Annotated in this window: 20 protein-coding genes and 1 tRNA gene; 2 read left to right on the top strand and 19 right to left on the bottom strand. The window is 62.8% G+C overall.

Annotated elements, in window-relative coordinates:
- Positions 1-125 precede the first annotated feature (125 nt).
- The 3 genes from MESCI_RS07095 to xylF all read right to left on the bottom strand — a co-directional run bounded on the left by MESCI_RS07095 (position 126) and on the right by xylF (position 3,473).
- The gene (locus MESCI_RS07095; RefSeq protein WP_013529276.1) at positions 126-926 is read right to left on the bottom strand and encodes an ATP-binding cassette domain-containing protein; all 801 of its coding nucleotides are present in this window, start codon (positions 924-926) and stop codon (positions 126-128) included.
- An 11-nt stretch (positions 927-937) separates the two neighbouring features.
- Positions 938-2,290 (bottom strand): sugar ABC transporter permease, encoded by a 1,353-nt coding sequence (locus tag MESCI_RS07090; RefSeq protein ID WP_013529275.1) that lies wholly within the window; start codon positions 2,288-2,290, stop codon positions 938-940.
- A 142-nt stretch (positions 2,291-2,432) separates the two neighbouring features.
- Positions 2,433-3,473, bottom strand: a complete 1,041-nt coding sequence (gene xylF / locus MESCI_RS07085; RefSeq protein WP_013529274.1) for a D-xylose ABC transporter substrate-binding protein — start codon at positions 3,471-3,473, stop codon at positions 2,433-2,435.
- 268 nt (positions 3,474-3,741) lie between these two features.
- Here xylF and MESCI_RS07080 point away from each other — a divergent pair, with 268 nt between their 5' ends.
- On the top strand, positions 3,742-4,989 hold the full coding sequence (locus MESCI_RS07080; RefSeq protein WP_013529273.1) for an ROK family protein: 1,248 nt from the start codon (positions 3,742-3,744) through the stop codon (positions 4,987-4,989).
- A 16-nt stretch (positions 4,990-5,005) separates the two neighbouring features.
- On the opposite strand, the gene phoB is transcribed toward MESCI_RS07080, so the two are convergent.
- From phoB to MESCI_RS07035, 9 genes are all read right to left on the bottom strand, one after another.
- Positions 5,006-5,695, bottom strand: coding sequence for a phosphate regulon transcriptional regulator PhoB (gene phoB, locus MESCI_RS07075; protein WP_010911896.1), 690 nt, complete (start codon positions 5,693-5,695; stop codon positions 5,006-5,008).
- A gap of 16 nt (positions 5,696-5,711) precedes the next feature.
- Complete coding sequence (phoU, locus tag MESCI_RS07070; protein ID WP_013529272.1) at positions 5,712-6,419, bottom strand: phosphate signaling complex protein PhoU; 708 nt, start codon at positions 6,417-6,419, stop codon at positions 5,712-5,714.
- Between the two features lie 26 nt (positions 6,420-6,445).
- Complete coding sequence (pstB, locus tag MESCI_RS07065) at positions 6,446-7,264, bottom strand: phosphate ABC transporter ATP-binding protein PstB (protein WP_013529271.1); 819 nt, start codon at positions 7,262-7,264, stop codon at positions 6,446-6,448.
- Between the two features lie 17 nt (positions 7,265-7,281).
- The gene (pstA, locus tag MESCI_RS07060) at positions 7,282-8,598 is read right to left on the bottom strand and encodes a phosphate ABC transporter permease PstA (protein ID WP_013529270.1); all 1,317 of its coding nucleotides are present in this window, start codon (positions 8,596-8,598) and stop codon (positions 7,282-7,284) included.
- Positions 8,595-10,061, bottom strand: a complete 1,467-nt coding sequence (gene pstC, locus MESCI_RS07055; RefSeq protein ID WP_013529269.1) for a phosphate ABC transporter permease subunit PstC — start codon at positions 10,059-10,061, stop codon at positions 8,595-8,597. Before pstC ends, pstA begins: the two co-directional genes overlap by 4 nt.
- Positions 10,062-10,157: 96 nt before the next feature.
- On the bottom strand, positions 10,158-11,186 hold the full coding sequence (locus MESCI_RS07050) for a PstS family phosphate ABC transporter substrate-binding protein (RefSeq protein ID WP_013529268.1): 1,029 nt from the start codon (positions 11,184-11,186) through the stop codon (positions 10,158-10,160).
- A gap of 512 nt (positions 11,187-11,698) precedes the next feature.
- The gene (locus MESCI_RS07045; protein ID WP_164919860.1) at positions 11,699-16,264 is read right to left on the bottom strand and encodes a PAS domain-containing protein; all 4,566 of its coding nucleotides are present in this window, start codon (positions 16,262-16,264) and stop codon (positions 11,699-11,701) included.
- A 629-nt stretch (positions 16,265-16,893) separates the two neighbouring features.
- Positions 16,894-17,130 (bottom strand): hypothetical protein, encoded by a 237-nt coding sequence (locus MESCI_RS07040; RefSeq protein WP_013529265.1) that lies wholly within the window; start codon positions 17,128-17,130, stop codon positions 16,894-16,896.
- Positions 17,131-17,252: 122 nt separating this feature from the next.
- Entirely contained in the window at positions 17,253-18,167 is a 915-nt protein-coding gene (locus tag MESCI_RS07035) for a DUF2865 domain-containing protein (RefSeq protein WP_013529264.1), read from the bottom strand.
- A 306-nt stretch (positions 18,168-18,473) separates the two neighbouring features.
- Between MESCI_RS07035 and MESCI_RS07030 the strand changes: the two genes are divergently transcribed.
- Complete coding sequence (locus MESCI_RS07030) at positions 18,474-18,686, top strand: hypothetical protein (RefSeq protein WP_013529263.1); 213 nt, start codon at positions 18,474-18,476, stop codon at positions 18,684-18,686.
- 15 nt (positions 18,687-18,701) lie between these two features.
- On the opposite strand, the gene MESCI_RS07025 is transcribed toward MESCI_RS07030, so the two are convergent.
- The 7 genes from MESCI_RS07025 to MESCI_RS06995 all read right to left on the bottom strand — a co-directional run bounded on the left by MESCI_RS07025 (position 18,702) and on the right by MESCI_RS06995 (position 22,617).
- Entirely contained in the window at positions 18,702-19,070 is a 369-nt protein-coding gene (locus tag MESCI_RS07025) for a hypothetical protein (protein ID WP_013529262.1), read from the bottom strand.
- Positions 19,071-19,450: 380 nt separating this feature from the next.
- Positions 19,451-20,308 carry a glutathione S-transferase family protein gene (locus MESCI_RS07020; RefSeq protein WP_013529261.1) on the bottom strand — a complete coding sequence of 286 codons (858 nt, stop codon included), beginning with the start codon at positions 20,306-20,308 and terminating at the stop codon, positions 19,451-19,453.
- Between the two features lie 22 nt (positions 20,309-20,330).
- Positions 20,331-20,912: a VOC family protein gene (locus MESCI_RS07015; RefSeq protein WP_013529260.1), complete on the bottom strand. Its 582-nt coding sequence runs from the start codon at positions 20,910-20,912 to the stop codon at positions 20,331-20,333.
- Positions 20,913-21,186: 274 nt separating this feature from the next.
- On the bottom strand, positions 21,187-21,363 hold the full coding sequence (locus tag MESCI_RS07010; protein ID WP_013529259.1) for a Flp family type IVb pilin: 177 nt from the start codon (positions 21,361-21,363) through the stop codon (positions 21,187-21,189).
- 249 nt (positions 21,364-21,612) lie between these two features.
- A tRNA-Glu gene (locus MESCI_RS07005) sits at positions 21,613-21,687 on the bottom strand.
- 90 nt (positions 21,688-21,777) lie between these two features.
- Entirely contained in the window at positions 21,778-22,185 is a 408-nt protein-coding gene (locus MESCI_RS07000; RefSeq protein ID WP_013529258.1) for a VOC family protein, read from the bottom strand.
- 48 nt (positions 22,186-22,233) lie between these two features.
- Positions 22,234-22,617, bottom strand: coding sequence for a fimbrial protein (locus MESCI_RS06995; RefSeq protein ID WP_013529257.1), 384 nt, complete (start codon positions 22,615-22,617; stop codon positions 22,234-22,236).
- Between the last annotated feature and the right edge of the window lie 11 nt (positions 22,618-22,628).

The raw sequence follows: 22,628 nt of genomic DNA, 5'->3' as shown, positions 1-22,628 counted from the left end.
GATCGTGCGGTCCCTGAGCAATGTCGGACCTTTATGCGCAAGTCGCCCTGCCAACACAATGCCAAGGCCAAGCCATCCCTACGGCTGGCATATCACGTGTCCGGCAACCGCGATCTGGCTTGATCTCAGGCCGCGATCTTCAGCGCGCCCGGTCCGGGAATGGCGCCTGGCGGGCATTTGCCCAGAATGATCATGCCCAGCACCTCGTCCTGGGTGACATCAGTGGTGCGGGCGGTGCCGACCACCTGGCCGTTCTTCATGACGCAGACCCGGTCGGCAAGCTCGAACACATCGTGGATGTCGTGGCTGATCAGGAAGATGCCGATGCCGTCGGACTTCAGCTGCTTGACCAGTTCGCCGACCTGCGCCGTTTCCTGCGGACCAAGTGCGGCCGTCGGCTCGTCCATGATCAGGATGCGGGCGTTGAACAGGATCGCACGCGCGATCGCCACCGATTGCCGCTGGCCGCCCGACAGCTTGATCACCGGCTCCTTGAAACGCTGGAACCGGGGATTGAGCCGACCCATCACCTTGCGCGCCTCGGCCTCCATGGCAACGTCGTCGAGCGTGCCCCAGGCGGTCATCAACTCGCGGCCGAGGAACAGATTGGCGGCGGCGTCGACATTGTCGGCCAACGCCAGCGTCTGGTAGATCGTCTCGATGCCGTATTTCTTGGCGTCGCGCGGGTTGGAGATCGATGCCTCCTCGCCGTTGACGAAGATCTGGCCCGAATCGCGCTTGTAGGCGCCGGACAGGATCTTGATCAATGTCGACTTGCCGGCGCCATTATGGCCAAGCAGCGCCACGACCTCGCCGGGGAAAAGATCGATCGAGGCGTCGTCGACGGCGCGGATGCCGCCAAACGCGATCGAGATGTTCCTCATGTCGATCAGCGCGGTGGCTGCAGGAGCAGTCTTGTCAGTCATGGCATGCCCTCCTAGACGCGCTTGCGATAGACGGTGTCGAGCCACACGGCGATCACCAGTACGGCGCCGACGACGATGCTCTGCAGCGGCGAGTCGACACCAAGCAGCACCATGCCGGACTGCAGCGACTGCATCAGCAGGGCGCCGAGCATGGCGCCGATGATCGTTCCCGACCCGCCGGCTAGCGATGTGCCACCGATCACGGCGGCTGCAATGACGAGCAGCTCGTCGAGCGTTCCAAGCACGTTGGTGGCCGAATTCTGCCGGGCCGAGGAGATCGCCGCGGCAATCGTGGCCAGCACGCCCATGATCATGAACACCTTCATGGTGATCCAGCGCGTGTTGATGCCGGCGAGATTGGCCGCCTCGGGATTGCCGCCGATGGCGAAGACATAGCGGCCGAAACGGGTGCGGTTGGTGATGAAGGTCATGACCAGCCCGACGGCGACCGCCATCAGCACCGGTATGGCGATACCGTGGGCGATGAACAGGCCGCCTTCGGGAACGGTGATGTTGTTGGCGGCCGCATATCTGTTCACGATGCCGATCGGCCAGGGGTAGGAGTTGGCGAGCCAGACCGCACCCATGATGGCGCCGCAGGTGACGACACCGAGCAGCGCCTCGGCCCAGATCGGACGTAGCGGAAAACGGAAACGCTTGCGCTGCACCCGCCCGTTGAACAGCCCAAACACCACGGCGAGGCAGGCGACGATCCCGACAACCCAGCTCCAGGTTGCGCCGATCGATCCCGCCGGCCCGCCGCCCATCAGCTGAAAGGTGGCGTTAAGCGGCGCCACGGTCTGGCCTGATGTGACCCACCAGGCAGCACCGCGCCAGACCAGCAGGCCGCCCAGCGTCACGATAAAGGCGGGCACTTCGAGATAGGCGATGACGAAGCCTTGAAAGGCGCCGATCAACAGGCCGAGCGCCAGGCCGATGACCAGCGCCAGGACCCAGATCCATGGATTGCCGAGTTCGAGCCCGACAAAACGCACCAGGAAATGCACCTGGGCAAATCCCATCACCATGCCGATCAGGCCCTCGGCGGAACCGACCGACAGGTCGATGTTGCGCATGACGATGACCAGCACCATGCCGCAGGCCATGATGGCGACCGCGGATGTCTGCACCGACAGGTTCCACAGATTGCGCGGCGTGAGAAAGGTGCGGCTGTCGAAATCGAGCGGGTTGACGCCGAGGCGCAGGCTGGAAATGACATGCAGCCCAATCCAGATGACCAGCAGCGCGCCGATCATGCCGAGCATCCGGGTGTCGATCTCGGTCGCCTTCAGGAACCGGGCGACGGCGCCGAGTTCCGACGCGCGCGCCGTATCGGCCTGCGGGTTGGACGTCGTGTCGGTCATGATTTCCTCCCACCGGCTGGCCGTCTGACGCGCATGCCGGAGCCCAGCCTAGAAGCTATCCGCATGATGCGGAAACACAATTCTTTGAGAAAACGCCGCGGCTTTTGGGCCGCGGCGTTCAGATATTTCGAAGTGGTCCGGATCAGTTACAGGCCGCGACGGTGCCGGCAGCGACACCCGCGCAGACTTCGTCCTTCTTGATCCAGCCAGCATCGATGACGACGTTGAGATTGTCCTTGGTGATGGCAACCGGAGTCAGGAACAGCGACTTGACGGTGTTGCCGCCCGGCGTCGTGAAGTCCTTGGCGCCGGCGATGTCGCTCGTCTTCTTGCCGTCGGCCAGTTGCGAGGCGATCTCGGCGGCATTCTTGCCGAGCTCGCGCGCGTCCTTCCACACCGACACGGTTTGCGTGCCCAGGGCGATGCGGTTCAGCGCGGCGTGGTCGCCGTCCTGCCCCGAGACCGGCACGGTGCCGGCCAAGCCTTGAGCCGTCAGCGCCGCGACGACGCCACCGGCAGTGCCGTCATTGGCCGCGACCACCGCGTCGACCTTGTTGTCGTTGGCGGTCAGGAACTGTTCCATGTTCTTCTGGGCGTTGGCGGGCAGCCAGCCATCCGTGTAGGCTTCGCCGACATTCTTGATCTTGCCGCTGTCGATGGCTTCCTTGAGCACTTCCATCGAGCCCGAGAACAGGAAGTCGGCATTGGGATCGGCACCGGAGCCCTTGATGAAGACGTAGTTGCCTTCCGGCTTGACCTTGAACACTTCGCGGGCCTGCATACGGCCGACTTCCTTGTTGTCGAAGGTCAGATAGAAAACGTCCTTGTTCTCGATCAACCGGTCATAGCCGACGACCGGAATGCCTTCGTCCAGCGCCTTCTGCACGGCCGGGCCGATGGCCGAAGCATCCTGCGCCAGGATGATCAGGGAATTGGCGCCCTGCGAGATCAGGCTTTCGACGTCGGTAAGCTGCTTGCCGGGATTGGACTGCGCATCGGCGGAGATGTACTTGTCGCCGGCGGCCTCGATCGCCGTCTTCATGGCGGCCTCGTCGGTCTTCCAGCGTTCCTCCTGGAAGTTGGACCACGAAACGCCGACGACTTTGTCCTTCGCCTGCGCGACAGACGCGAGCGTCAGCGACATGGCGGCACCCGCCAGGATGGCGGCTGTGAATCTTTTCATATTATCCTCCCTGCGCCGCGTATGGCGCGACCAAACTGGCCCGAAGGCCGCACAGAGGCCCTATTTTTTCGAGCCTCGAAAAAATACTGGGCCAACGCCCGAACGCTGTCAACATCGATTCTGATGGATTTTGATGTCGTTTCGAATTTTTTTCGGGCCTCGGAATAAATAAATGACACGGCGCGCGGCTTCTGCCAGTATTTGACCGCGTCACCGACAGCGTTCCAGGGCAGGAAGAACCGCGGCGACCGGGAGGATATGAAAGAGCATGTCGGTCGGAATCCGCCACGACGATTTGCGCCGCCGCAACCGCGCGATGGTGATCGCGGCGGTGCGCCGCGCCGGACAGCCGTCGCGCACCGAGATCGCCGCAACCACAAGCCTCAGCCATTCGACGATCTCGGCGATCTCATCCGACCTGATCGTCGAAGGCATCCTGACCGAAAGCAAGCCGAGCGAGGCCGGCTCGCTCAAACGCGGCCGTCCGCAGGTCGGCCTCAGCCTCAATCCGGAAGCGGCCGCGGTAATGACCGTGGTGCTGTCGCTGAACTTCCTCTCGGTCGCCGTCATCGACTATGCCGGCCAGGTAATATCCGAGGAACAGCGTCGGCTCGACACGCTGACGATGTCGCGCGACTCGCTGATCGGTGAGTGCACGGCAATCGTGCGGCGCCGCCTGGAAGATCCCGACCTGGACGTGCGCAGCATCGCCCGCATCGCGCTGGCCGTCCAGGGCATCACCGACACCCGTGCCCGCTCCATGCTGTGGTCGCCGATCACGCCGCACACCGACATCGCCTTCGCCGACATATTCGAAGAGGAGTTCGGCATCCCCGCCATTATGGAGAACGACTGCAACATGATGGCGGTGGCGCTGCGCTGGCGCGACCCCGATCGTTACCGCGACGATTTCATCGCCATCCTCCTGTCGCACGGCATCGGCATGGGGCTGGTGCTGAAGGGCGAATTGTTCACCGGCACCCATTCCTCGGGCGGCGAATTCGGCCACATGATTCATCGGCCGAACGGGGCGCTGTGTCGCTGCGGACGGCGCGGCTGCGTCGAAGCCTATGCCGGCAATTATGCCATCTGGCGCAACGCGCGGCAGATGGGCGAGGATGCAGAACCCGTCGCCGATGTCAGCGATGCCGACATGCGCGCCCTGGCTGCCGCCGCCCGCGAAAGGGACGGACCCGAACGGGAAGCCTATCGCAAGGCCGGCGAAGTGCTCGGCTACGGCCTCGGCAGCCTGTTCGCGCTGATCGATCCGGCCCCCGTCGCCATGGTCGGCGTCAGCGCCGCCGCCTTCGACCTGATCGAGCCGGCATTGCGGCAAGCGATTGCCCAGACCGCCGGCGGCCAGCATTCCAAGTCGATTTCCTTCGACACCGAGCCGAACGAACTGCCGCTGATCCGCGAAGGCTGCGCCATGCGGGCGCTGATCTTCGTCGATCAGGAGATTTTTGCGCCGGGCGTGCAGGCGAGATCCGGTTTCGGCGGCAAGAACGTGGCGTGAGTTCAAACGAGGGAGTTCAGTCCTCGCGAATGGCGTAACCCGCCCCACGGATGGTGCGGATGACATCGGGCATGCGGCCGTTGTTGACCGCCTTGCGCAGCCGGCCGACATGCACATCGACCGTGCGTTCGTCGATGTAGATCGTCTCGCCCCAGACATTGTCGAGCAGTTGGCTGCGCGAGAACACGCGGCCTGGATGGCGCATCATGAATTCAAGCAGGCGGAATTCCGTCGGCCCGAGCCGGATCTCGCTCTTCTTGCGATAGACACGGTGCGACTCGCGATCGAGCACGATATCGCCGACCTTGAGCACGCTGGACAGCACTTCCGGCTTGGCCCGGCGCAGCAGCGCCTTGACCCTGGCCATGAACTCCGGCGTCGAGAAAGGCTTGACCAGATAGTCGTCGGCACCGGTCGAGAGGCCGCGCACGCGGTCGCTTTCCTCGCCTCGCGCGGTCAGCATGATGATCGGCAGCCGCTCGGTCTCGGGACGCATCCTTAGCCGGCGGCAGAGTTCGATACCGGAAACCGCAGGCACCATCCAGTCGAGCACCAGAAGGTCTGGAACGTTCTCCTGCAGCCGGATTTCGGCCTCGTCGCCGCGCGTCACCACCTCGACCTGGTAACCTTCGGATTCGAGATTGTAGCGGAGCAGCACGCCTAGCGGCTCCTCATCCTCCACCACCATGATGCGTGGCGCGATCATCGGCTGGTCACCCCTGTCATGCCGCTGGCGCGGACATTGCCGTCTCGTCCTGCTTCGGACGATTGGCTGGCAACTGCGTGCCGGTCAAAACATAATAGGCATTTTCGGCGATGTTGGTCACGTGGTCGCCGATCCGCTCGAGGTTCTTGGCGCAAAACAACAGGTGCGTGCACGCCGTGATGTTGCGCGGATCTTCCATCATGTAGGTCAGCAGTTCGCGGAACACCGATGTGTATTTGACGTCGATGCGTTCATCATTGTTTCTGAGCGTGGCAAGCGCTGCCGCGTCAGCGGCGGCATACTCGTCGACGACCCCCTGCACCTGGATCAGCACCAGCTGCGCCATCGCGTCGATCGAATGCGAAAGGTCGTGCGGCGTGACGCTCAGCCCGACAGTGCCGACGCGCTTGGCGATGTTCTTGGCAAGGTCACCGATGCGCTCGAGGTCGCCGGCCATGCGGATCGAACCGACTACCGCGCGCAGATCGTTGGCCATTGGCTGGCGCTTGGCGATCAGCGTGATGGCACGATCGTCCAGCTCGCGCTGGCGTGCATCCATGATGGCGTCGTCGGAAACCACCCGCTGCGCCAGCGCATTGTCCGAATTGAGCAAAGCCCTGGTCGAGCCACCGACCATCGAGCGGGCGAGATCGCCCATGTCGCGGATCAGCTGGCTGATCTGCTCCAGATCCTCATCGAAAGATGCGACGGTATGTTCACCCATGATCTTCGTCCCTCATATGCCAGAGATCAGCCGAACCGGCCGGTGATGTAGTCCTGGGTGCGTTTGTCGTCGGGGGTGGTGAACATCTTGTCGGTGGCGCCCTCCTCGACCAGATAGCCAAGATGGAACATCGCGGTGCGCTGCGACACGCGCGCTGCCTGCTGCATCGAATGGGTGACGATGACGATCGTATAGTTCTGACGCAGTTCATCGATCAGTTCCTCGACACGAGCGGTGGCGATCGGGTCGAGCGCCGAACACGGTTCGTCCATCAGGATCACCTCGGGTGACACGGCGATGGCGCGTGCAATGCACAGGCGCTGCTGCTGGCCACCGGAAAGACCCGTGCCAGGTTCCTGCAAACGGTCCTTCACCTCGTTCCAGATTGCCGCCTTCTTCAGGCTGGACTCGACGATCTGATCCATGTCGGCCTTGCGCTTGGCCAATCCGTGGATGCGCGGCCCATAGGCGACGTTCTCGTAGATCGACTTGGGGAACGGATTGGGTTTCTGGAACACCATGCCGACGCGCGCCCTGAGTTCGACGACATCGATGTTCTTGTCGTAGATGTCCTCTTCGTCGAGCGTGATCTTGCCGGTTACCCGTGCTGAATCGATGGTGTCGTTCATGCGGTTGAGGCAGCGCAGGAAGGTGGACTTGCCGCAGCCGGAGGGGCCGATCAGCGCCGTCACCTGGTTCAGGCGGACGTCGAGATCGACGTCGAACAGCGCCTGCTTCTCGCCGTAGAACACGCCGACCTTGTCGCCGCGCATTTTGATCACTTCGTTCGACTTCATCTTGTCGCCCACTGCGTTTTCAAGGGACTGTTCGGTCATGATGTTCATACCAAAATGCCTTTTTTCTACCAGCGCCGCTCGAACCGACGCCGAAGCACGATCGCGGTGATGTTCATGGCCATGAGGAAGACGAGCAGGATGATGATGGCGCCGGACATGCGCTCGACGAAGGCGCGTTCGGCCTCGTTCGCCCACATATAGATCTGCACCGGCAGCGCGGTGGCCGGATCGAAAGGCGTCGTCGGTGGATCGGCGACGAAGGCGACCATGCCGATCAACAGCAGCGGCGCGGTTTCGCCGAGCGCGCGCGCAAGACCGATGATGGTGCCGGTGAGGATGCCGGGCGCGGCAAGCGGCAGGATGTGCTGGAACACCATCTGCATCTTGGAGGCGCCAAGGCCGAGAGCTGCCGAGCGGATCGACGGCGGCACCGCGGCAAGCGCGGCGCGCGTCGCGATGATGATCGTCGGCAGCGTCATCAGCGTCAGCACCAGGCCACCGACGAAAGCGGCGGAGCGCGGCATGCCCAGGAAATTGATAAACACCGCGAGGCCGAGCAAGCCGAAGACGATTGACGGCACTGCGGCCAGATTGTTGATGTTGACCTCGATAAGGTCGGTGAAACGGTTCTTCTTGGCGAATTCCTCCAGATAGATGGAGGCGGCGACGCCGATCGGCAGCGCGAGCAGCAGCACGATCACCATCATATAAAACGAGCCGATGATCGCCACGCCCATGCCCGAGGTTTCCGGGCGGCTGGAGGCGCCGTAGGTGAACAGGCCGCTGTTGAAGTGCTCGGCCATCGCGCCCTCGGCCTTGAGCTTGTTCATCCAGGTGATCTGCTGGTCCGAGACCTTGCGTCGCGCTTCCTCGACACTGAGGTCGATCTGGCCCTTGAAAGCGGAGTCGAGATTGGCGGCGGCGAGGATGTTGACGTCGCGTGTCGTGCCGATCACCGAGGGATCGGCGGCAACGATGTCGCGCAACTGGACGCGGGCGCCTTCCGAAAGGAAGCCCTTGAGCTTCTGGATCATCGGCTTGTCATCAGGAGAGATGCCGAGCTTGGCCACCAGCGCGTTTTCCGCGAGCTTGGGATAATTCGCCTTGATCAGAACGCTCGGATCGGTTGCGCGCTTGCCGGAAGGATCGATCACCTTCTCGTCGAACGTGATCGGCAGTGACACCGTCGTCTGCCAGAAGGCGGTGTAGCCTTTCGAGACGATGGTGATCAGCATGATTGCCAGGAACGCCAGGCCTACGGAAATCGCCACGACGCCATAGATGCGGAAACGGCGTTCGGCGGCGTAACGGGCCTTCAGGCCGATGTCGCGGCGCGGATGGGCCGCCGGCCTGACCATCGTATCCATGGGAATGTCGGTCATTCGTACTGCTCCCGATATTTGCGCACGATGTAGAGCGCGACGATGTTCATCACCAGCGTCAGCGTGAACAGCGTCAGCCCGAGCGCGAAGGCGACCAGCGTCTGCGGCGAATTGAACTCAAGGTCGCCGGTGAGCTGGTTGACGATCTTGACGGTGATGGTCGTCATCGCCTCGAACGGGTTGATGGTGAGGTTGGCGGCGACGCCCGCCGCCAGCACGACAATCATCGTTTCGCCGATGGCGCGCGAGGCAGTCAGCAGGATGGCGCCGACGATGCCGGGCAGTGCCGCCGGCAGGATCACCCGCTTGATCGTCTCGGAGCGGGTCGCGCCGAGGCCGAGCGACCCGTCGCGCATGGCGCGCGGCACCGCGGTTATGATGTCGTCTGAGAGAGAGGAGACGACCGGGATCAGCATGACGCCCATGACCAGGCCGGCGGTGAAGATGCTCTGGCCCTGGATGAACGGCGAGCCGCCGGTCAGCGCCGCTGACAGGTCGCGCAGGAACGGCCCAAGCGTGACGACGGCGAAGATGCCGTAGACGATGGTCGGTATGCCGGCCAGCAGTTCAAGCGCCGGCTTGACCACCGAGCGCACCCTGGGCGTTGCGTATTCGGCCATGTAGACAGCCGACATCAGCCCGACCGGCACCGCCACCAGCAGCGCGACGGCGGCGATATAGAGCGTGCCGGCAAGAAGCGGGATCAGGCCGAACTGGCCCTGGCTGCCGCCCGAACCGGCAGCGGCAAAACGCGGATCCCAGACCGTGCCGAAGAAGAAACTCATCGGCGAGACGCTCTCGAAGAAGGTGATCGTCTGGAACAGCATCGAAAGCACGATGCCGACGGTGGTCAGGATGGCGATGGTGGAGGCGGCAAGCAGCCCCCACAGCATCAACCGCTCGACATTGTTGCGCGCCCTGGCGCGCGGCTCGATCTGCCTGAGCGCATAGAAGGCACCGGCGATCGAGGAAGCGAGAATGACAATGGCACCGAACAGGCTGAGCCGGTCCTGGACCTTGTTCGCCTCGACGGCGATCGGGATCATGTAATCCTGTGTGTCGCTCGCCAGTGCCACGCCCTTGGCGGCGAGCAGCGGCTGCAACTCGGCAAAGCTGGCAGGCATTGCGGCCAGTGTGCCAGCATCGAGTTTGCGCAGGCCCCTGGCGAGGCTCTTTACCAGGCTGACATCCAGTGCCTCGCTGGCAACCTTGCTGTCGACGGTACGCTCGGGCAAGGCAGCGTGGATGTGCCGGTCAAGATAGACCGAAGAACCGACGGCCCAGACGGCAAGCAGCAAAAGAGCAGGCAGGACGGCGAGCAGGAAGGCCCACCAGCCGTGATAGTGGGCACGCGAATGCGGCTTGACCTTGCCATTGTCCTGGGCCGCGGCACGCTGCCGGCCGATGAAAAAGGCAACCAGGCCGACGGCAACGACGATGGCCAGTACGAGCAAGGACGACATGGACCCACCCCAAGGGAAATTCTAACGCAGCCGCCATTGCGGCCTGCGGTGAAACCGGGGCGCGGATTTGACCCGCACCCCGGTTCGGCAGCTTGATTACATCGACTTTCCGGCGGCGAAAGCGTCACGCTGGGCCTGACGCTCGGCATCCGGAGCAGCAACGAGGCCGTATTCGGCGAGCGGGCTTTCCGGGCCAACCATCTGGTCGTCGAGGAAGAACTCGACATATTCCTTGAGGCCGGGAACGACGCCCAGATGCGCCTTCTTGACGTAGAAGAACAGCGGGCGCGAGACGGGATACTTGCCGCTGGCAATCGTCTCGGTCGAAGGCACGATACCTTCCACGGTGGCGACCTTCAGCTTGTCGGCATTGTTCTCATAGAAGGCGAGGCCGAACACGCCGACGCCGGTCTTGTTGGAGTCGATGCGGGCGAGCGTCTCGGTATAGTCGCCATCGATGTCGACGGCCTTGCCGTCCTTGCGGATGGCAATGCAGGTTTTGCCGATTTCCTTGTCGTCGGCAACGCCGGCGGCCTTGAGAGCAGCCTTGTCACAGCCGGCATCGAGAAGCTTGGTCTCGAACACTTCGCGCGTGCCGTGCTTTTCGCCCGGAATGTAGGCGGCGATGTCCCAGTCGGGCAGCTTCGGATTGACCTGGCTCCACTTGGTGTTCGGATTGTCGACGAGCTTGCCGTCGACGACCAGCTTGGCCGCGAGCGCCTTGTAGATGTCGGCGGGAACCAGCGCCCAGTCCGGGCCCTTGATGTCGGTGGCGAAGACGATGCCGTCATAGCCGATCCGGACTTCCTGGACTTCCTTCACGCCGGCGGCGGCGCAGGACTTGAGTTCGTCCGCCTTGATCGGACGCGACGAGTTGGCGATGTCGATCGTGTCTTCGCCGACGCCCTTGCAGAATTCCTTGATGCCGGCGCCGCTGCCGCCGGATTCGACGACCGGGGTCTTGAAGTTGGTGAACGTTTCGCCGAACTGCTCGGCAACGATCTTGGCATAAGGTAACACGGTCGATGATCCGGCGACCTGGATCTGGTCGCGCGCGGCGGCGAAGCCGGACGACGCGGCGAGCGCAAGCGCAGCGGCCGACGCCGTATAGAGGAATTTCTTCATGTGGCCTGCTCCTGTTCGGAAGATGGTCTCTCGGCGCTCGTCAGTCGGCGCCCGCTGAGGCCAATAGCCTTCGATTATAACAGTCGCATGACAGTTTGATGTCACCCCGGTAACGCGTCATCGCGATGAGCAAAACGCCGCCTGGCCGGCACTGACCACGCAGCCCGGCTTTGTCCCCGGAATCAGAGACTTGCTCCGCTTGGGGCCGAGATTGGCCGGCGATTTGGGGTTAGCCGGCCTTTACGAAAAAAAGCCGGACGGGAGCGCGTTGCTCTCAGCCAGACGGTGTCATGGCCGGGCCATCGCCGAAAACAGGTCCGTTGGGGTAGGTTGACGCTGTCTCATGCCGGCGGTCGCTGCTCCCGCCCGTAACTGGAAAGGGAGGAATCGAACGCCGCCATTGTCTCGACTGGATACAACCTTTGATATGGTGCGATCGCACCATAGTCTTGGCCGCTGGCAGGGCGCGAATCTTCGCCGTATTTCCGGCACTCGGACAGGCAGGACCGGCCCTACCCGGCGTTGCGCTGAGCCTGCCGGCTGGCGCCGACCCAGCGCTCGACCTTCTCGAGCAGCGCCCGGGGACTGATCGGCTTGGGCAGATAGTCGTCCATGCCTGCCTCCAGGCAGCGCTCGCGGTCGCCCTTCAGCGCATGCGCGGTGACGCCGACGATCGGCACATGCGTGCCGGTTTCTTCCTCCAGCCGGCGAATGGCGGCGGTCGCTTCGAGACCGTTCATCTCCGGCATGGAGACATCCATCAGGATCATGCACGGGTTGAGCCGGCCGAAGGCATCGAGCGCCTTGCGGCCATTGCCGACGATCTCGAAACCATAACCGGTCTCGCCGAGAATCTGGGTGAACACCATCTGGTTTACCTCATTGTCCTCGGCCACCAGTATGTCCAGCCTGTCGCCACCAGCCGCCACCGGTGGCCGGGGACGAATCGAAGGCGGCTGCAGCAGCGCCCGCTGTTCGGACGGTGCCGAGGGCTGCGGCCGCGTCACATTGCTCGCAGCGACGTCGGCCGCGAGCGGCTGCGCGTCGCTGCCGCCAGTGTTGTGGCGATGCCGCTGGATGGTGGCGACCAGCGTTTCCAGCAGCACCGAAGAGCGCGCCGGCTTGATCAGCTGGGCATCGATGCCGAGATCGCGATAGCTGGTGTTGGCGAGCGACTGGTCGACCGAGGTCAGCATGATGATCGGCGTTCCGGCAAGGCCAGCGGTGTTGCGCACGATCCGCGCCATTTCGGCGCCGCTCATTTCAGGCATCTGGTAGTCGAGCACGACGCAATCGACCGGCACGCCATAGGCGGCTGCGGCGATCAGCACCTTGAGGCCTTCGGCGCCGCTTTCGGCCGCGCAGGAATCGAACGTCCATGATGTCATCTGCTCGGTCAGGATCGCCCTGTTGACGGCATTGTCGTCGACGATCAGGACGCGCGCGCCGGTCACGTCGATCGGCATGATGCGTTGTCCGTTCTGCTGTCCGGCCCTCGGCAGCGTCACCGAGAACCAGAACGTCGAACCCTTGCCTTCGGCGCTTTCGACCCCGATGTCGCCGCCCATCAGCTCGACGAGCCGCGAGGTGATGGCGAGGCCGAGGCCGGTCCCCTCGTGCCGCCGCGTCGATGAAGTGTCGACCTGGCTGAATTTCTCGAACACCAGTTTCAGTTTTTCCTCGGGGATACCGATGCCCGTATCGGTGACCGAAATGGTGAGCTTCGTTCCGGTTGGAACCCTCTCGCCGGTGACGTCGACCAGCACATGGCCCTCATCGGTGAATTTCACCGCATTGCCGAGCAGGTTGGTGACGATCTGCCTGATGCGGCCGACATCGCCGATGAATAGGCTCTCGAGCCGAGGCTCGACACGTACGATCAGCTCGAGGTCCTTCTCCTTGGCGCGCGTCGACACCAGCGTCGCCACGTCCTCGATCGCCTCGGCCAGATTGAAGGGCGCCGGATCGAGCACCAACTGACCGGCATCGATCTTGGAGAAATCCAGTATGTCGTTGATGATGGTGAGCAGCGCATTGCCCGACTTCACGATGATGTCGGTAAACGTCTTCTGCTTCGGGTCGAGGTCCGATTTGGCCAGCAGTTCGGCCATGCCGAGCACGCCGTTCATCGGCGTGCGTATCTCATGGCTCATATTGGCGAGGAATTCCGACTTGGCGCGGTCGGCGAGCACGGCGCGCTGACGCGCCTCGCGCAGTTCGGCCTCCCGCATCTTCAGCTCGGTGATGTCGGTGGTCGAGCCGATCAGGTAGAGCGAACCGTCGGAGGCGATCATCGCGCCCTTGCGGGCGAATTGATGCCTGACGCTGCCGTCGGCCAGCGTCACCGTCTCTTCGACCTCCTGAGTTTCGCCGGTGCGCAGCACGGCGAGGTCGCCATTGACGAAGGCCTCGCCATCCGGCCCGAAAATCTCGATGTCGGTCTTGCCGATGGCCTCTTCCTTGCTGAAGCCCGTCAGATCGCACCAACCCTTGTTGACATAGAACTGCCTGAGATCGGAGCGCTTGGCGTAGATCGATACCGGTACATTGTCGATCAGGCTGCGGAACACCTCGTTCTCGCGCATGCTTTCTTCCAGCGCACGCTCGCGTGCCTTGACGTCGGTGATGTCGGTGCTCGAACCGACCAGATGCACCGACCCGTCCAGCGCCACCAGGCGGCTCTTGCGGGTCATCAACTGCCGAACCGTGCCGTCGCGATGGGTGACGGGTTCCTCGACCTCCTTGACGACGCCCGTCACGGCGACTTGCGTGTCGTCATGGCTGTAGCCATCCGCGTCCTGCGCGCCGAACAACTGCCGGTCGGTGCGGCCGATGACATCCTCCTTGGCCAAGCCGGTGATCGCGCACCAGGCCTTGTTGACGAATTCGATGCTCAGGTCCTGCGCCTTGATGAAGGCGGCCACCGGCAACTCGTCCATCACATGCCGGAACAGGTCGATCTGGCGCATGGAATCGCGCAATGCCGCCTCGCGGCTCTTGATCTCGGAGATGTCGACGCGAACGCCGATGAAGGTGCCGTCGTCGGTCCGCATGTCGTAGACCTGATACCAGCGGCCATCGGGATTGTGACGCTCGTAGGAGGAACTGGGCAAGCGGTAGCGGGCGAGGATCGCGTCCAGCCAGCGGTCATGATCGCTGTCGTAGAGCTGGTCGATTTGCGGATCGCCGCTGCTGCGGAAATAGCCGTTCGCATGACCCAGCACGAGTGCTTCGCGGAATGTACAGCCGGGCTGCCACGCCGGCTTCAAGGCCGGCAGCGTATCCTGGATCTTGCGGTTGGCGAAAACGAACCTGTCGTCGCGATCGTAGATGATCACGGCGGCCGGCAAGGATTCCAGCACGCTGGCGAGATGCTTGCGTGCGTCCTGCGCCTCCGTCTCGCGGCGCTTCATGTCGGAAATGTCGAACAGGAAGCCGGCAACGTAGTTGCGGCCGCTGGCCATGCCGACGCGGCTCTTCCGGACGATGCGCGAGCGGCTGGCGCCGTCGACCTCGAAATTCTCTTCCACTTCGTACGGCCGCCCGGTGGCAAGGACGTCACGTTCGCTCTGCTCGAAAAGCGCGACAGCGTTCGTTGGGAGGAAATCGCCGCCGGGCTTGCCGAGCATGGCTTGCGGCGTCTGGCCAAACAGAGCGGCGAACGCCTCGTTGACGAAGACGAAACGCAGATGGTCGTCCTTGACGAAGATCGGATCCTTGACGGCGTTGATCACCGCTTCCGCCAGCCGCGCTTTCTCCAGCGCGTCGGCAAGTTCGGCCTCCCGGTCCTTCATGTCGGTGACGTCGACATAGGAGATCAGCCGCTTCCCGCCGGCCAGCGGCGCCATCGACGATATCAGCGTGCGGCCGTCATTGCGTGGGAACTGCCGCGATCCGGCGATACCGGCCCTGATTTCCGCCTCGCGCTCAGCGATATGCCGCTGCCATGACGCGTCGTCGGCACCGAACGGATCGATGTCGCGGCTGGCGTCCATCAGATCGCGGAAGCTGCAGCCGATCTCGGCGCGCCGGGCGTCGATCTGCCAGAAATCATAGAAAGCACGGTTGATGATCTCGGCGCGCATATCGGCGTCGAGCACGAGGACACCGATCGGCATCTGGTCGACCATTGTGCGGAGACTGGCGAAGGTCTCGGCATTCCTGGCATTGGCGCTTTTGATCTCCGCATCGCGCTGCTTGATCTCGGTGACCTCATAGTAGGTCAGCAGCCGCCTGCCCCCGGACAACGCCGTTACCGAAAACATCATCGTCCTGCCGTTGGCATGGACAAATTCGCGCGGCGCGACGGATCCGGCGCGAATCTCGTCGAGGCGAGTAGCGAGGTAGCGCTGCCATTGCTGTTCGTCGATGTCGCCATAGATGCCACTGCTGCGGTTGAGCTCCATCAACAGGCTGAACGGAGCGCCGACGGCAACAGCGCCGTCCGGAATCCTCGAGAGGTCGCGATAGGCCTTGTTGACGATCAGCGTGTCGAGCCTGGCATCGAGAAGCACGACGCCCATATGCATGGCGTCCATCGTCCGCTCGAGGTCGGCCAGATGCTGGTCGGGCTCGCCGTCACCCGATGGTTCCCGCCCCAGATTTTTGAAGGCGCCGGCCAGAGCCGTGACGTTGCGGCCGATGCCGCGATAGCCGGCAAATCTTCCTTCGTCGTCGAACTTTGGAAAGCCTGACGTCAAAACCCAGCGACAGTCGGCGCTGCCAGCCTTGAGCTCGTAGACGAAGTCGCGAAAAGGCCGGTGCGCCTGCAGATCCTCCAGATGCGCCGCGCCACTGCGATCGCCGTTCAGGACCTGGTTGAGGAAGTCGAAGCGGAACCGGCCAAGCACGTTTGCCGGATCGATGCCGGTGGCGGCCTGGTAATTTTGCGAAAGCCAGGAGAAGCGCAGTTCGGCGTCCGTTTCCCAGACCCAGTCCGAACCGGCTTCGACGAGTCGGCGAAGCGCATCGTTCGAATCCATGCAAGAGGCGGACGATGAGGCATCGTCGCCATGCACTGTGGATCTGCGAGGCCCGCGCTTGCCGCGCGCGCCGATTGTTTCGTCCGCTTCCGCCATGCCGTCCCCACCCCGAAAACCAAGGCCGAACCCTCCTCCGCGGTTCGTCGGCGGAATCTGCCCGAGAAGCATTAAGGATCCGCTAACCTTAACGGTCGGTTGGACAGGATTGCGCGGCGCGGTCTGCTTCATTCCGCCCGGTTGTCGGCGGGGTCGAACCCGCTATATAAGCAACGGCAGGGGTATTGCTGATGCTTGGACGGATTGTGCCTTTTTTCATGGGGCTGGCGCTGCTTTTCGGCGGCGGTTGCTCGCGCAGTTATGACGGCACGGTCGTCATCCCGAGACCGCTTGATGTCCGGCGATTCTGGGATCGGCCGCCACCGAATGTCGACTATGGGCAATCCGAGGTCGAGAACGGCGCTTTTCCTGTGGCGCCGCAGCCGGACCGGCGTTTTTCCGAGCGCAAGGTCAGCCATGCCGCACCGAGACGGCACCAGACGAGGTTGCCTGCGTCCGCTTCCCTATCGGCGCCAGCGAAACCGCTGACCTGCAGGAACGTCAGCGAGCCTGGCAAGAGAGCTCGCATGGTCTGCGATTAGATCGGAGCGGGTCCCCAAAAGCGGGACCCGGTTTTCGGATGGGATGCGATCAAGACGCGATCCGCTGATAGCTTCGGTGACCCGGCCTCACAGTGAAGCAGCGCCCTTTTTCGGCTCCTTCGCACCGAGCTTGTCGAGTGCGAGACGAACCTGACGCAGATCTTCCTGCCAGCCGTCATCGTCGTCCATCGGACCCTCCGAGGCAGCCCGCTGCAGCCCACGCGCCTCGGATTCGATCTCGCGCAGTTCGGCGATTTTCTGTTCGGTGGTCAGCGAGTCATCTTCGACGATCTCCAGCACCCGCATTTCCCGGAACGTAGCCACGGCGTTTCTCCCGGCTGATGTCGATCACAACGCCGTGAGCGCCTCTCTGTTCCAGCCGGATCAGGCAACCGCATGCAGCAGGCACGCCGCAGCCGGTGATCGCCAATTGGGGAAGCCGGCGATCATTCGGCCGGGAAAAACGCCGGGCCGACCACGCGCACCGACCGCTTGCCGGCCTCGATCGAAAGGTGCTGGGCGGCACCTGGCGCTTCGGCATCGATTCCAGGGACGGCCGCAACCGTGCCGAGATCCGGCTTCGCCGTCGGCAGCGGAATAATGGCATTGCGCATGTTGGCGGGCGTCACAGTCCTGGCTCGCAGTTCGGTGACCCGCTGGTAGTATCGCTTGACGTCGCATGCCTTGAAATTCGCATCATCGCGATATCTGAAGGCTGCCGGCAGTTCGGTATAAGGCTTGCGCGTGTCGAGCGCGACCATCTGGTCGGTTTCGAGGCTGGCATCGCTCAACGTGTAGAGGTCGACGCTGGGGTCATCGCAGATGTAACGGCATTGATCGGCCGTCTCCTTCAGATCGCTGCTGGCGGCGAATTGCGACTTTGGCGCCGGGAAGAAATACCCGTCCGACAGACGCACGCAAAACAGCATCGCATTGCCGCCGAACGTGGTGCTCGCCGATTGGGTGCCGGGCGCGGCGCGCGCAGACCGTTGCTTTGCCGAAGGCGCGCAGCCGAGCGCCACGAGGCGCGCTTGCAGACCCGCCGTGTCGCGGCCTGAATTCCCGGCGGCAGCGATCCGGCGCTGCACATCCGAGCGGCTCCTGGCGAGATCGGCGCAAGCGTTGAAGAGACCACCAAGCGAACTTTTCGCCGTGCACTGGCGCTGTCTCTCGATAGTCTGGATGGCTGCAAGTTGCCGGCGCAGTTGAGCAAGCTCCGGGTTCGCCCCGTTGCTGCGGCCACCCGAAAGCAACTGGCTTCTGATCGCGCCGCAGCTGTCCGCGTAGGACGAAAGCGTCCCGAACAAAACCGCCGCCAGCGAAATCAATGCGAGCATCATGGAAGGCCAGAAACGGATCATCGGGACAACTCGGTCCTTTTTGCGGAGAACCCGGAATTACAGTCCATAAATTACACAAGCTTCAGCTATATGAGTAAACTCTAATTATCTCAAGAACTTCAGCCCGAGTAAGCTTTTGTCTATTGTATTATGTCATCTCGTGTAAATTCGATATTACATTTTTATTTCAAGATTGAGACGAACCTCGAAGGAAAGCGCAAGCCCGACCCTCGCCGCGGACCTGCAACGAAACGGACCGCCATTATCGCCAGGCGTTCGAAACCTTTGCCCGGTCTTCCGCGTTGAAGGACCAAAGGGAGAACGCAGATGTCGATCCACTTCACCGTCTCGGACCTGACAAGAAACCTGTTTCACTCGCTGGGGCTGGATCAGCGCGCGCCAAGGCCTCTCAATCCCGAACAAAGCCTGTTGCTGGAATGCTATCTGGCCGGTCAGGTTCCGGAATCGGCCTGGAACGACTACGTCTTCGAAACGCCCGATCTTGCCCGGCATGCCGCGGCAAGGCGCAGTCACCATTGAGCCGGCGGCGGGTGCCTACTTGGGAGAGGCGAATTGCAACGTGAACACGTTGCCGGCGATGCCTTGCGCCAGTTTCGCTGAGAAGGTCAGGGGCAGACAATTCTGCAAGGCGGTCGTTGCGGCGTCGACAAAGGACTTCTTCGCCTTGGCATCGCCTTCTACCTTGATGGCTGTCGGCCTCGGTGGGCCGATCAGCGTGCCGTCCCGCTTGAAGCTGAAGCTCAAGGTGACGCTGGCGGTTCCCGCTCCCGCCGGCGGTGTCCAGCAAGCCTGGATCGCGGCCCCAACATCGTCCATCGTGTTGAGTTCGGCTGCACTTGACGCATGAACAGCGCCCGCCAGCATCACGCCCGCAACCGCAATCCGTCTCGCAACGCTTTTCATCGCCAGCCCTCACGCCTGACCACGGTCCATCTGGGACGCTCAATGGATGGTAGGGCCAACGTCGGCAATGGCAATATCTCTCGGCAAACTTGACGCCGAAAAAGCGACACCTGACTGGGCTTGCGCGGTCTGATCGCTGCTCGATCGCGCCTGGCGATAAAGCAATGCCGGTTAAGTGTGAAACGGTTTTCCCGGAAAAGCGCATAACGCTTTTCCCTTGGGAATTGCATCGAACAAAGAGAGGGCGTGCGAAAAGCAAAAGGCCGGCATTGCGCCGACCTTTCCTATCGCTGCGACGTTCTGCGCCAGTACATCCGTGGTCGCGGGCCGAAAGCGAATTGCCTGCAGTAGACAGGGCTTTGGTTAACGAACCCTTAAGCTCAGGCCTTGGCCTGGGACTTCACATGGGCGATATAACCGCGCACGTCGCCGGCCGGCTCGCTATAGGCCTTGCCGAGCTTCTTCTCGATCGCCGCCACATAGTCCTTCGCCCATTTGGGCAAGGCATAGTCGATGACGGCCAGAAATTCGAGCGTCGCCGCCAGCCGGATATCGGCGATCGACGGATGCTTGCCGCCGATGAACGGCTTGCCGTCCCTGAAGAACGAGTGGAAGACCTCCAGCGGCTCGGCAATCGCCGCCATCGCCGCCTTCTGGGCTTCGGACTTCTTGTCGGGATGGGCGTCGCTGTGGCCGACCTCGCCGGCATAGTGCGGGAAGCCGAGCGCCGGATAGGTGGCGCGCGCCACATAGGGGTAGAGCGTGCCGATCAGGTAGAACATCGCACTGTCGACCATCGCCCGCTTGGCCGGCGCCTTCGGATAGAATTTCTCCAACCCGTGCTTGTTGGCGAGATACTGCATGATGGCGCAGCTTTCCCACAGCACGCCTCTGGGCAGGCCCTTGTCTTCGATCATCGGTGTCAAATGGGCGGGATTTCGCGCCATGAACTCCGGCGAACGGGTATGGCCCCAGGCATCGGTCTCGGCGTGGTCGAAACCCGCCGCGCGCGCAAACACCCGCACGGTCATGTTGTTGACGCTGGGCTTCAGCATGCTGAGCTTCAGCGCCGGCTTCTTGGCCGGCTTGGCCTTGGCCCTGGGCGCGGCTTTTGCCGTCGCCTTCACCGCAGGCTTGGCGGCCGCCTTGGCTTTTGGCGTTGCCGCAGCTTTCGCCGCCGGCTTGGCGGCAGCTTTGGCCGCGGATTTCCCGGCAGTCTTCGTCGCTGTCTTGGCCATCTTGTTCCTCCCTCTGGTCTGTTCAGTATGGGTTCTTCGGCGCCCGATCGTCCGACAGGGTGGCACGGGAACGCTCTACGAGCGTCTGGATCGCATCGGCGAGATGCACTTCGGCGATGTTGTAGTCGCCGCGCCCGACCCGCAGCCTGTGCGCTTCCATCAGCACATCCGCATGGGTGAAGCCCGCCGGCGGTTCGAAGCGGTAGGACGCCAACTCGATCAGCAAGCCGAGCGGATCCTCGAAATAGATCGAATCCATGAAACCGCGATCCTTGACGCCGCTGTGCTTGATGCCGCGCTCGTCAAGCCGGGAGACCGCCTGCAGGAAGGTGACGCGCGACACCGAAAAGGCGATGTGGTGAACACAGCCCGGATCGGTCGGCGTGCGCCGCTTCTCCGGCGTCCGGCTCTCGTCGGTGAAGATAGTGATCAGCCGGCCGTCGCCGGGATCGAAATAGAGGTGGCTTTCCCTCGGCTTGTCGAGATTGGGCTGTTCGAAGATGAACGGCATGCCGAGCACGCCTTCCCAGAAATCGATAGAGGTCTGGCGCCCGGCGCCGACCAGCGTGATGTGATGGACGCCCTGCGATTGCAGCTTCTGCATTGGCCTTCCTCCCCCATGGATCAACTGGCCTTACGGACAGCGCGGCGTTCTGCGCGCCGCTGGAGCCGTACCCCAGGATCCATGATGTGATGCTAATGCAAACAGCTCCGCGGCGCCAGAAGCGACGAACGCGGTGACGCAACGGATAAAGCCGACCGATGGAAAGTGCGCCGTCCGCACTTCCGATGCCAGGCATCGGAAGCACGTACGCGCTGCGCTTTGGAGGCTGAGATCGGCGAATCCGGCCGATAGCCGACCGAATTGATGTACCGACTTACGAGCCGCTGCTGTTGACCGTAGTGCCGACGGTCGTGAAGATCCCGTTGAGCGAATTGCCAACCGCCCCGGCGCCGGTGATGATCGCGAGCGCGATGAGAGCCGCGATCAAGCCATACTCGATCGCGGTCGCGCCAGACTCGTCCCAAGCGAAACGACAAGCTATTTTCTGCATTTCAACCTCCTACAGCTACTAAAGCGAAAACTAATATTCGCCGTGAGTTGCGGGGACGTTAAGGTTCTCGGTTTCGCGTCCGTTAACATTTGCCAGACGAATGAAATAAAGGCCGGGCTGGTTGGTGCCACTGGCATTTTTTAAGGCTGCGGCTACCTGTGCAGAGCGGGTTTCCCGAACGCCACAGTATCGAGGCTCCGCGACTTCAGAAACGAAATCGACGGCATCCTGCAAAGTTGTCGAAAAACTTGGTACGCCCAAGGGGAATCGAACCCCTGTTCCCGCCGTGAGAGGGCGGTGTCCTGACCGCTAGACGATGGGCGCGTTCAAGAACCGGCGATATAGGCTGAGCGCTGGGAAAAAGCAACTGGGGTTAGGCCGCTTTCCCCGGTCGAGGAAAAGCCGGCCGTCAGCCTATCGTTTCGGTTGGATCAGATCCCAGAGATTGCCATGCAGATCGGCGAAAACCGCCACCGTGCCGTAGGGCTCGAAGCGCGGTGCTTCGCGGAATTCGACGCCTTTCTCCAGCATCGCCGCGTGGTCGCGGGCAAAGTCGTCGGTTTCCAGGAACAGGAAGACACGCCCGCCGGTCTGATTGCCGATACTTTTGCTTTGCGCCTCGTCGGAAGCCTCGGCCAGCAGCAGCCTGGCGCCCTGCCCGTTGGCCGGCGCCACTGTGACCCAGCGCTTGCCGCCGCCGAGATCGACATTTTCGACGAGCAGGAAACCCAGCCTCTCGACATACCAGGCAATCGCCTCGTCATAATTGGCGACGACCAGGGCGACCGTGGCGACGCGACGATGTTCGGCGAACCCGCTCATCCCCGAGGCTTGCTCATGGGCCTGCTGCCGTTCATCGTTGCGGCTCGGTCACTTGTTGCGGATCGCAAAGCGGCCGATGAGGCGTCGCTCAGTGATGTCGTAGACGAAGATCGTCCGGCTGCCGTCGGCAAGCTCGGCGTCGATCGAGACACGGTTGCCGGACAGCGACTGGCTGACCACCTTGGCCCCGACCGGCAGCACGATGTCGCCGCTGACCGGTTCGCCGGCGGGTGTCTGGATATCCCCGGCCAGCGGCGGGTTCGCCGGCGGTGCATTGCGCGCTTTGTAGACAAGGGCGCCGATCACCACCATAAGGGCGAGGAACAGCAGGCCGAGATTGATCCCGACGAAGCGGACGAGTTTCCTGCGCACCTTTTCGACCTCGGGGTCGAGCGGCTTATCCTGGTCTTCTTCGGCGATCGGGCTGGCCATGGCAAACAGTT

Origin of the sequence: Mesorhizobium ciceri biovar biserrulae WSM1271, assembly GCF_000185905.1 — a bacterium.
GTDB lineage: Bacteria > Pseudomonadota > Alphaproteobacteria > Rhizobiales > Rhizobiaceae > Mesorhizobium > Mesorhizobium ciceri.
The sequence above is the reverse complement of the archived record's forward strand: the minus strand, read 5'-3'. Positions and strand labels throughout refer to the sequence as shown.

What these genes read in the sequence shown, in the direction of transcription:
- MESCI_RS07080 (WP_013529273.1), top strand. Translation starts at nt 3,742, where the DNA reads ATGTCGGTCGGAATCCGCCACGACGATTTGCGCCGCCGCAACCGCGCG.
- MESCI_RS07050 (WP_013529268.1), bottom strand. Translation starts at nt 11,186, where the DNA reads ATGAAGAAATTCCTCTATACGGCGTCGGCCGCTGCGCTTGCGCTCGCC.
- MESCI_RS07035 (WP_013529264.1), bottom strand. Translation starts at nt 18,167, where the DNA reads ATGATCCGTTTCTGGCCTTCCATGATGCTCGCATTGATTTCGCTGGCG.
- MESCI_RS06995 (WP_013529257.1), bottom strand. Translation starts at nt 22,617, where the DNA reads ATGGCCAGCCCGATCGCCGAAGAAGACCAGGATAAGCCGCTCGACCCC.
- MESCI_RS07000 (WP_013529258.1), bottom strand. Translation starts at nt 22,185, where the DNA reads ATGAGCGGGTTCGCCGAACATCGTCGCGTCGCCACGGTCGCCCTGGTC.
- pstA (WP_013529270.1), bottom strand. Translation starts at nt 8,598, where the DNA reads ATGACCGACATTCCCATGGATACGATGGTCAGGCCGGCGGCCCATCCG.
- MESCI_RS07010 (WP_013529259.1), bottom strand. Translation starts at nt 21,363, where the DNA reads ATGCAGAAAATAGCTTGTCGTTTCGCTTGGGACGAGTCTGGCGCGACC.
- xylF (WP_013529274.1), bottom strand. Translation starts at nt 3,473, where the DNA reads ATGAAAAGATTCACAGCCGCCATCCTGGCGGGTGCCGCCATGTCGCTG.
- MESCI_RS07020 (WP_013529261.1), bottom strand. Translation starts at nt 20,308, where the DNA reads ATGGCCAAGACAGCGACGAAGACTGCCGGGAAATCCGCGGCCAAAGCT.
- pstC (WP_013529269.1), bottom strand. Translation starts at nt 10,061, where the DNA reads ATGTCGTCCTTGCTCGTACTGGCCATCGTCGTTGCCGTCGGCCTGGTT.
- MESCI_RS07090 (WP_013529275.1), bottom strand. Translation starts at nt 2,290, where the DNA reads ATGACCGACACGACGTCCAACCCGCAGGCCGATACGGCGCGCGCGTCG.
- MESCI_RS07030 (WP_013529263.1), top strand. Translation starts at nt 18,474, where the DNA reads ATGTCGATCCACTTCACCGTCTCGGACCTGACAAGAAACCTGTTTCAC.
- MESCI_RS07015 (WP_013529260.1), bottom strand. Translation starts at nt 20,912, where the DNA reads ATGCAGAAGCTGCAATCGCAGGGCGTCCATCACATCACGCTGGTCGGC.
- pstB (WP_013529271.1), bottom strand. Translation starts at nt 7,264, where the DNA reads ATGAACATCATGACCGAACAGTCCCTTGAAAACGCAGTGGGCGACAAG.
- MESCI_RS07025 (WP_013529262.1), bottom strand. Translation starts at nt 19,070, where the DNA reads ATGAAAAGCGTTGCGAGACGGATTGCGGTTGCGGGCGTGATGCTGGCG.
- MESCI_RS07095 (WP_013529276.1), bottom strand. Translation starts at nt 926, where the DNA reads ATGACTGACAAGACTGCTCCTGCAGCCACCGCGCTGATCGACATGAGG.
- MESCI_RS07045 (WP_164919860.1), bottom strand. Translation starts at nt 16,264, where the DNA reads ATGGCGGAAGCGGACGAAACAATCGGCGCGCGCGGCAAGCGCGGGCCT.
- phoB (WP_010911896.1), bottom strand. Translation starts at nt 5,695, where the DNA reads ATGATCGCGCCACGCATCATGGTGGTGGAGGATGAGGAGCCGCTAGGC.
- phoU (WP_013529272.1), bottom strand. Translation starts at nt 6,419, where the DNA reads ATGGGTGAACATACCGTCGCATCTTTCGATGAGGATCTGGAGCAGATC.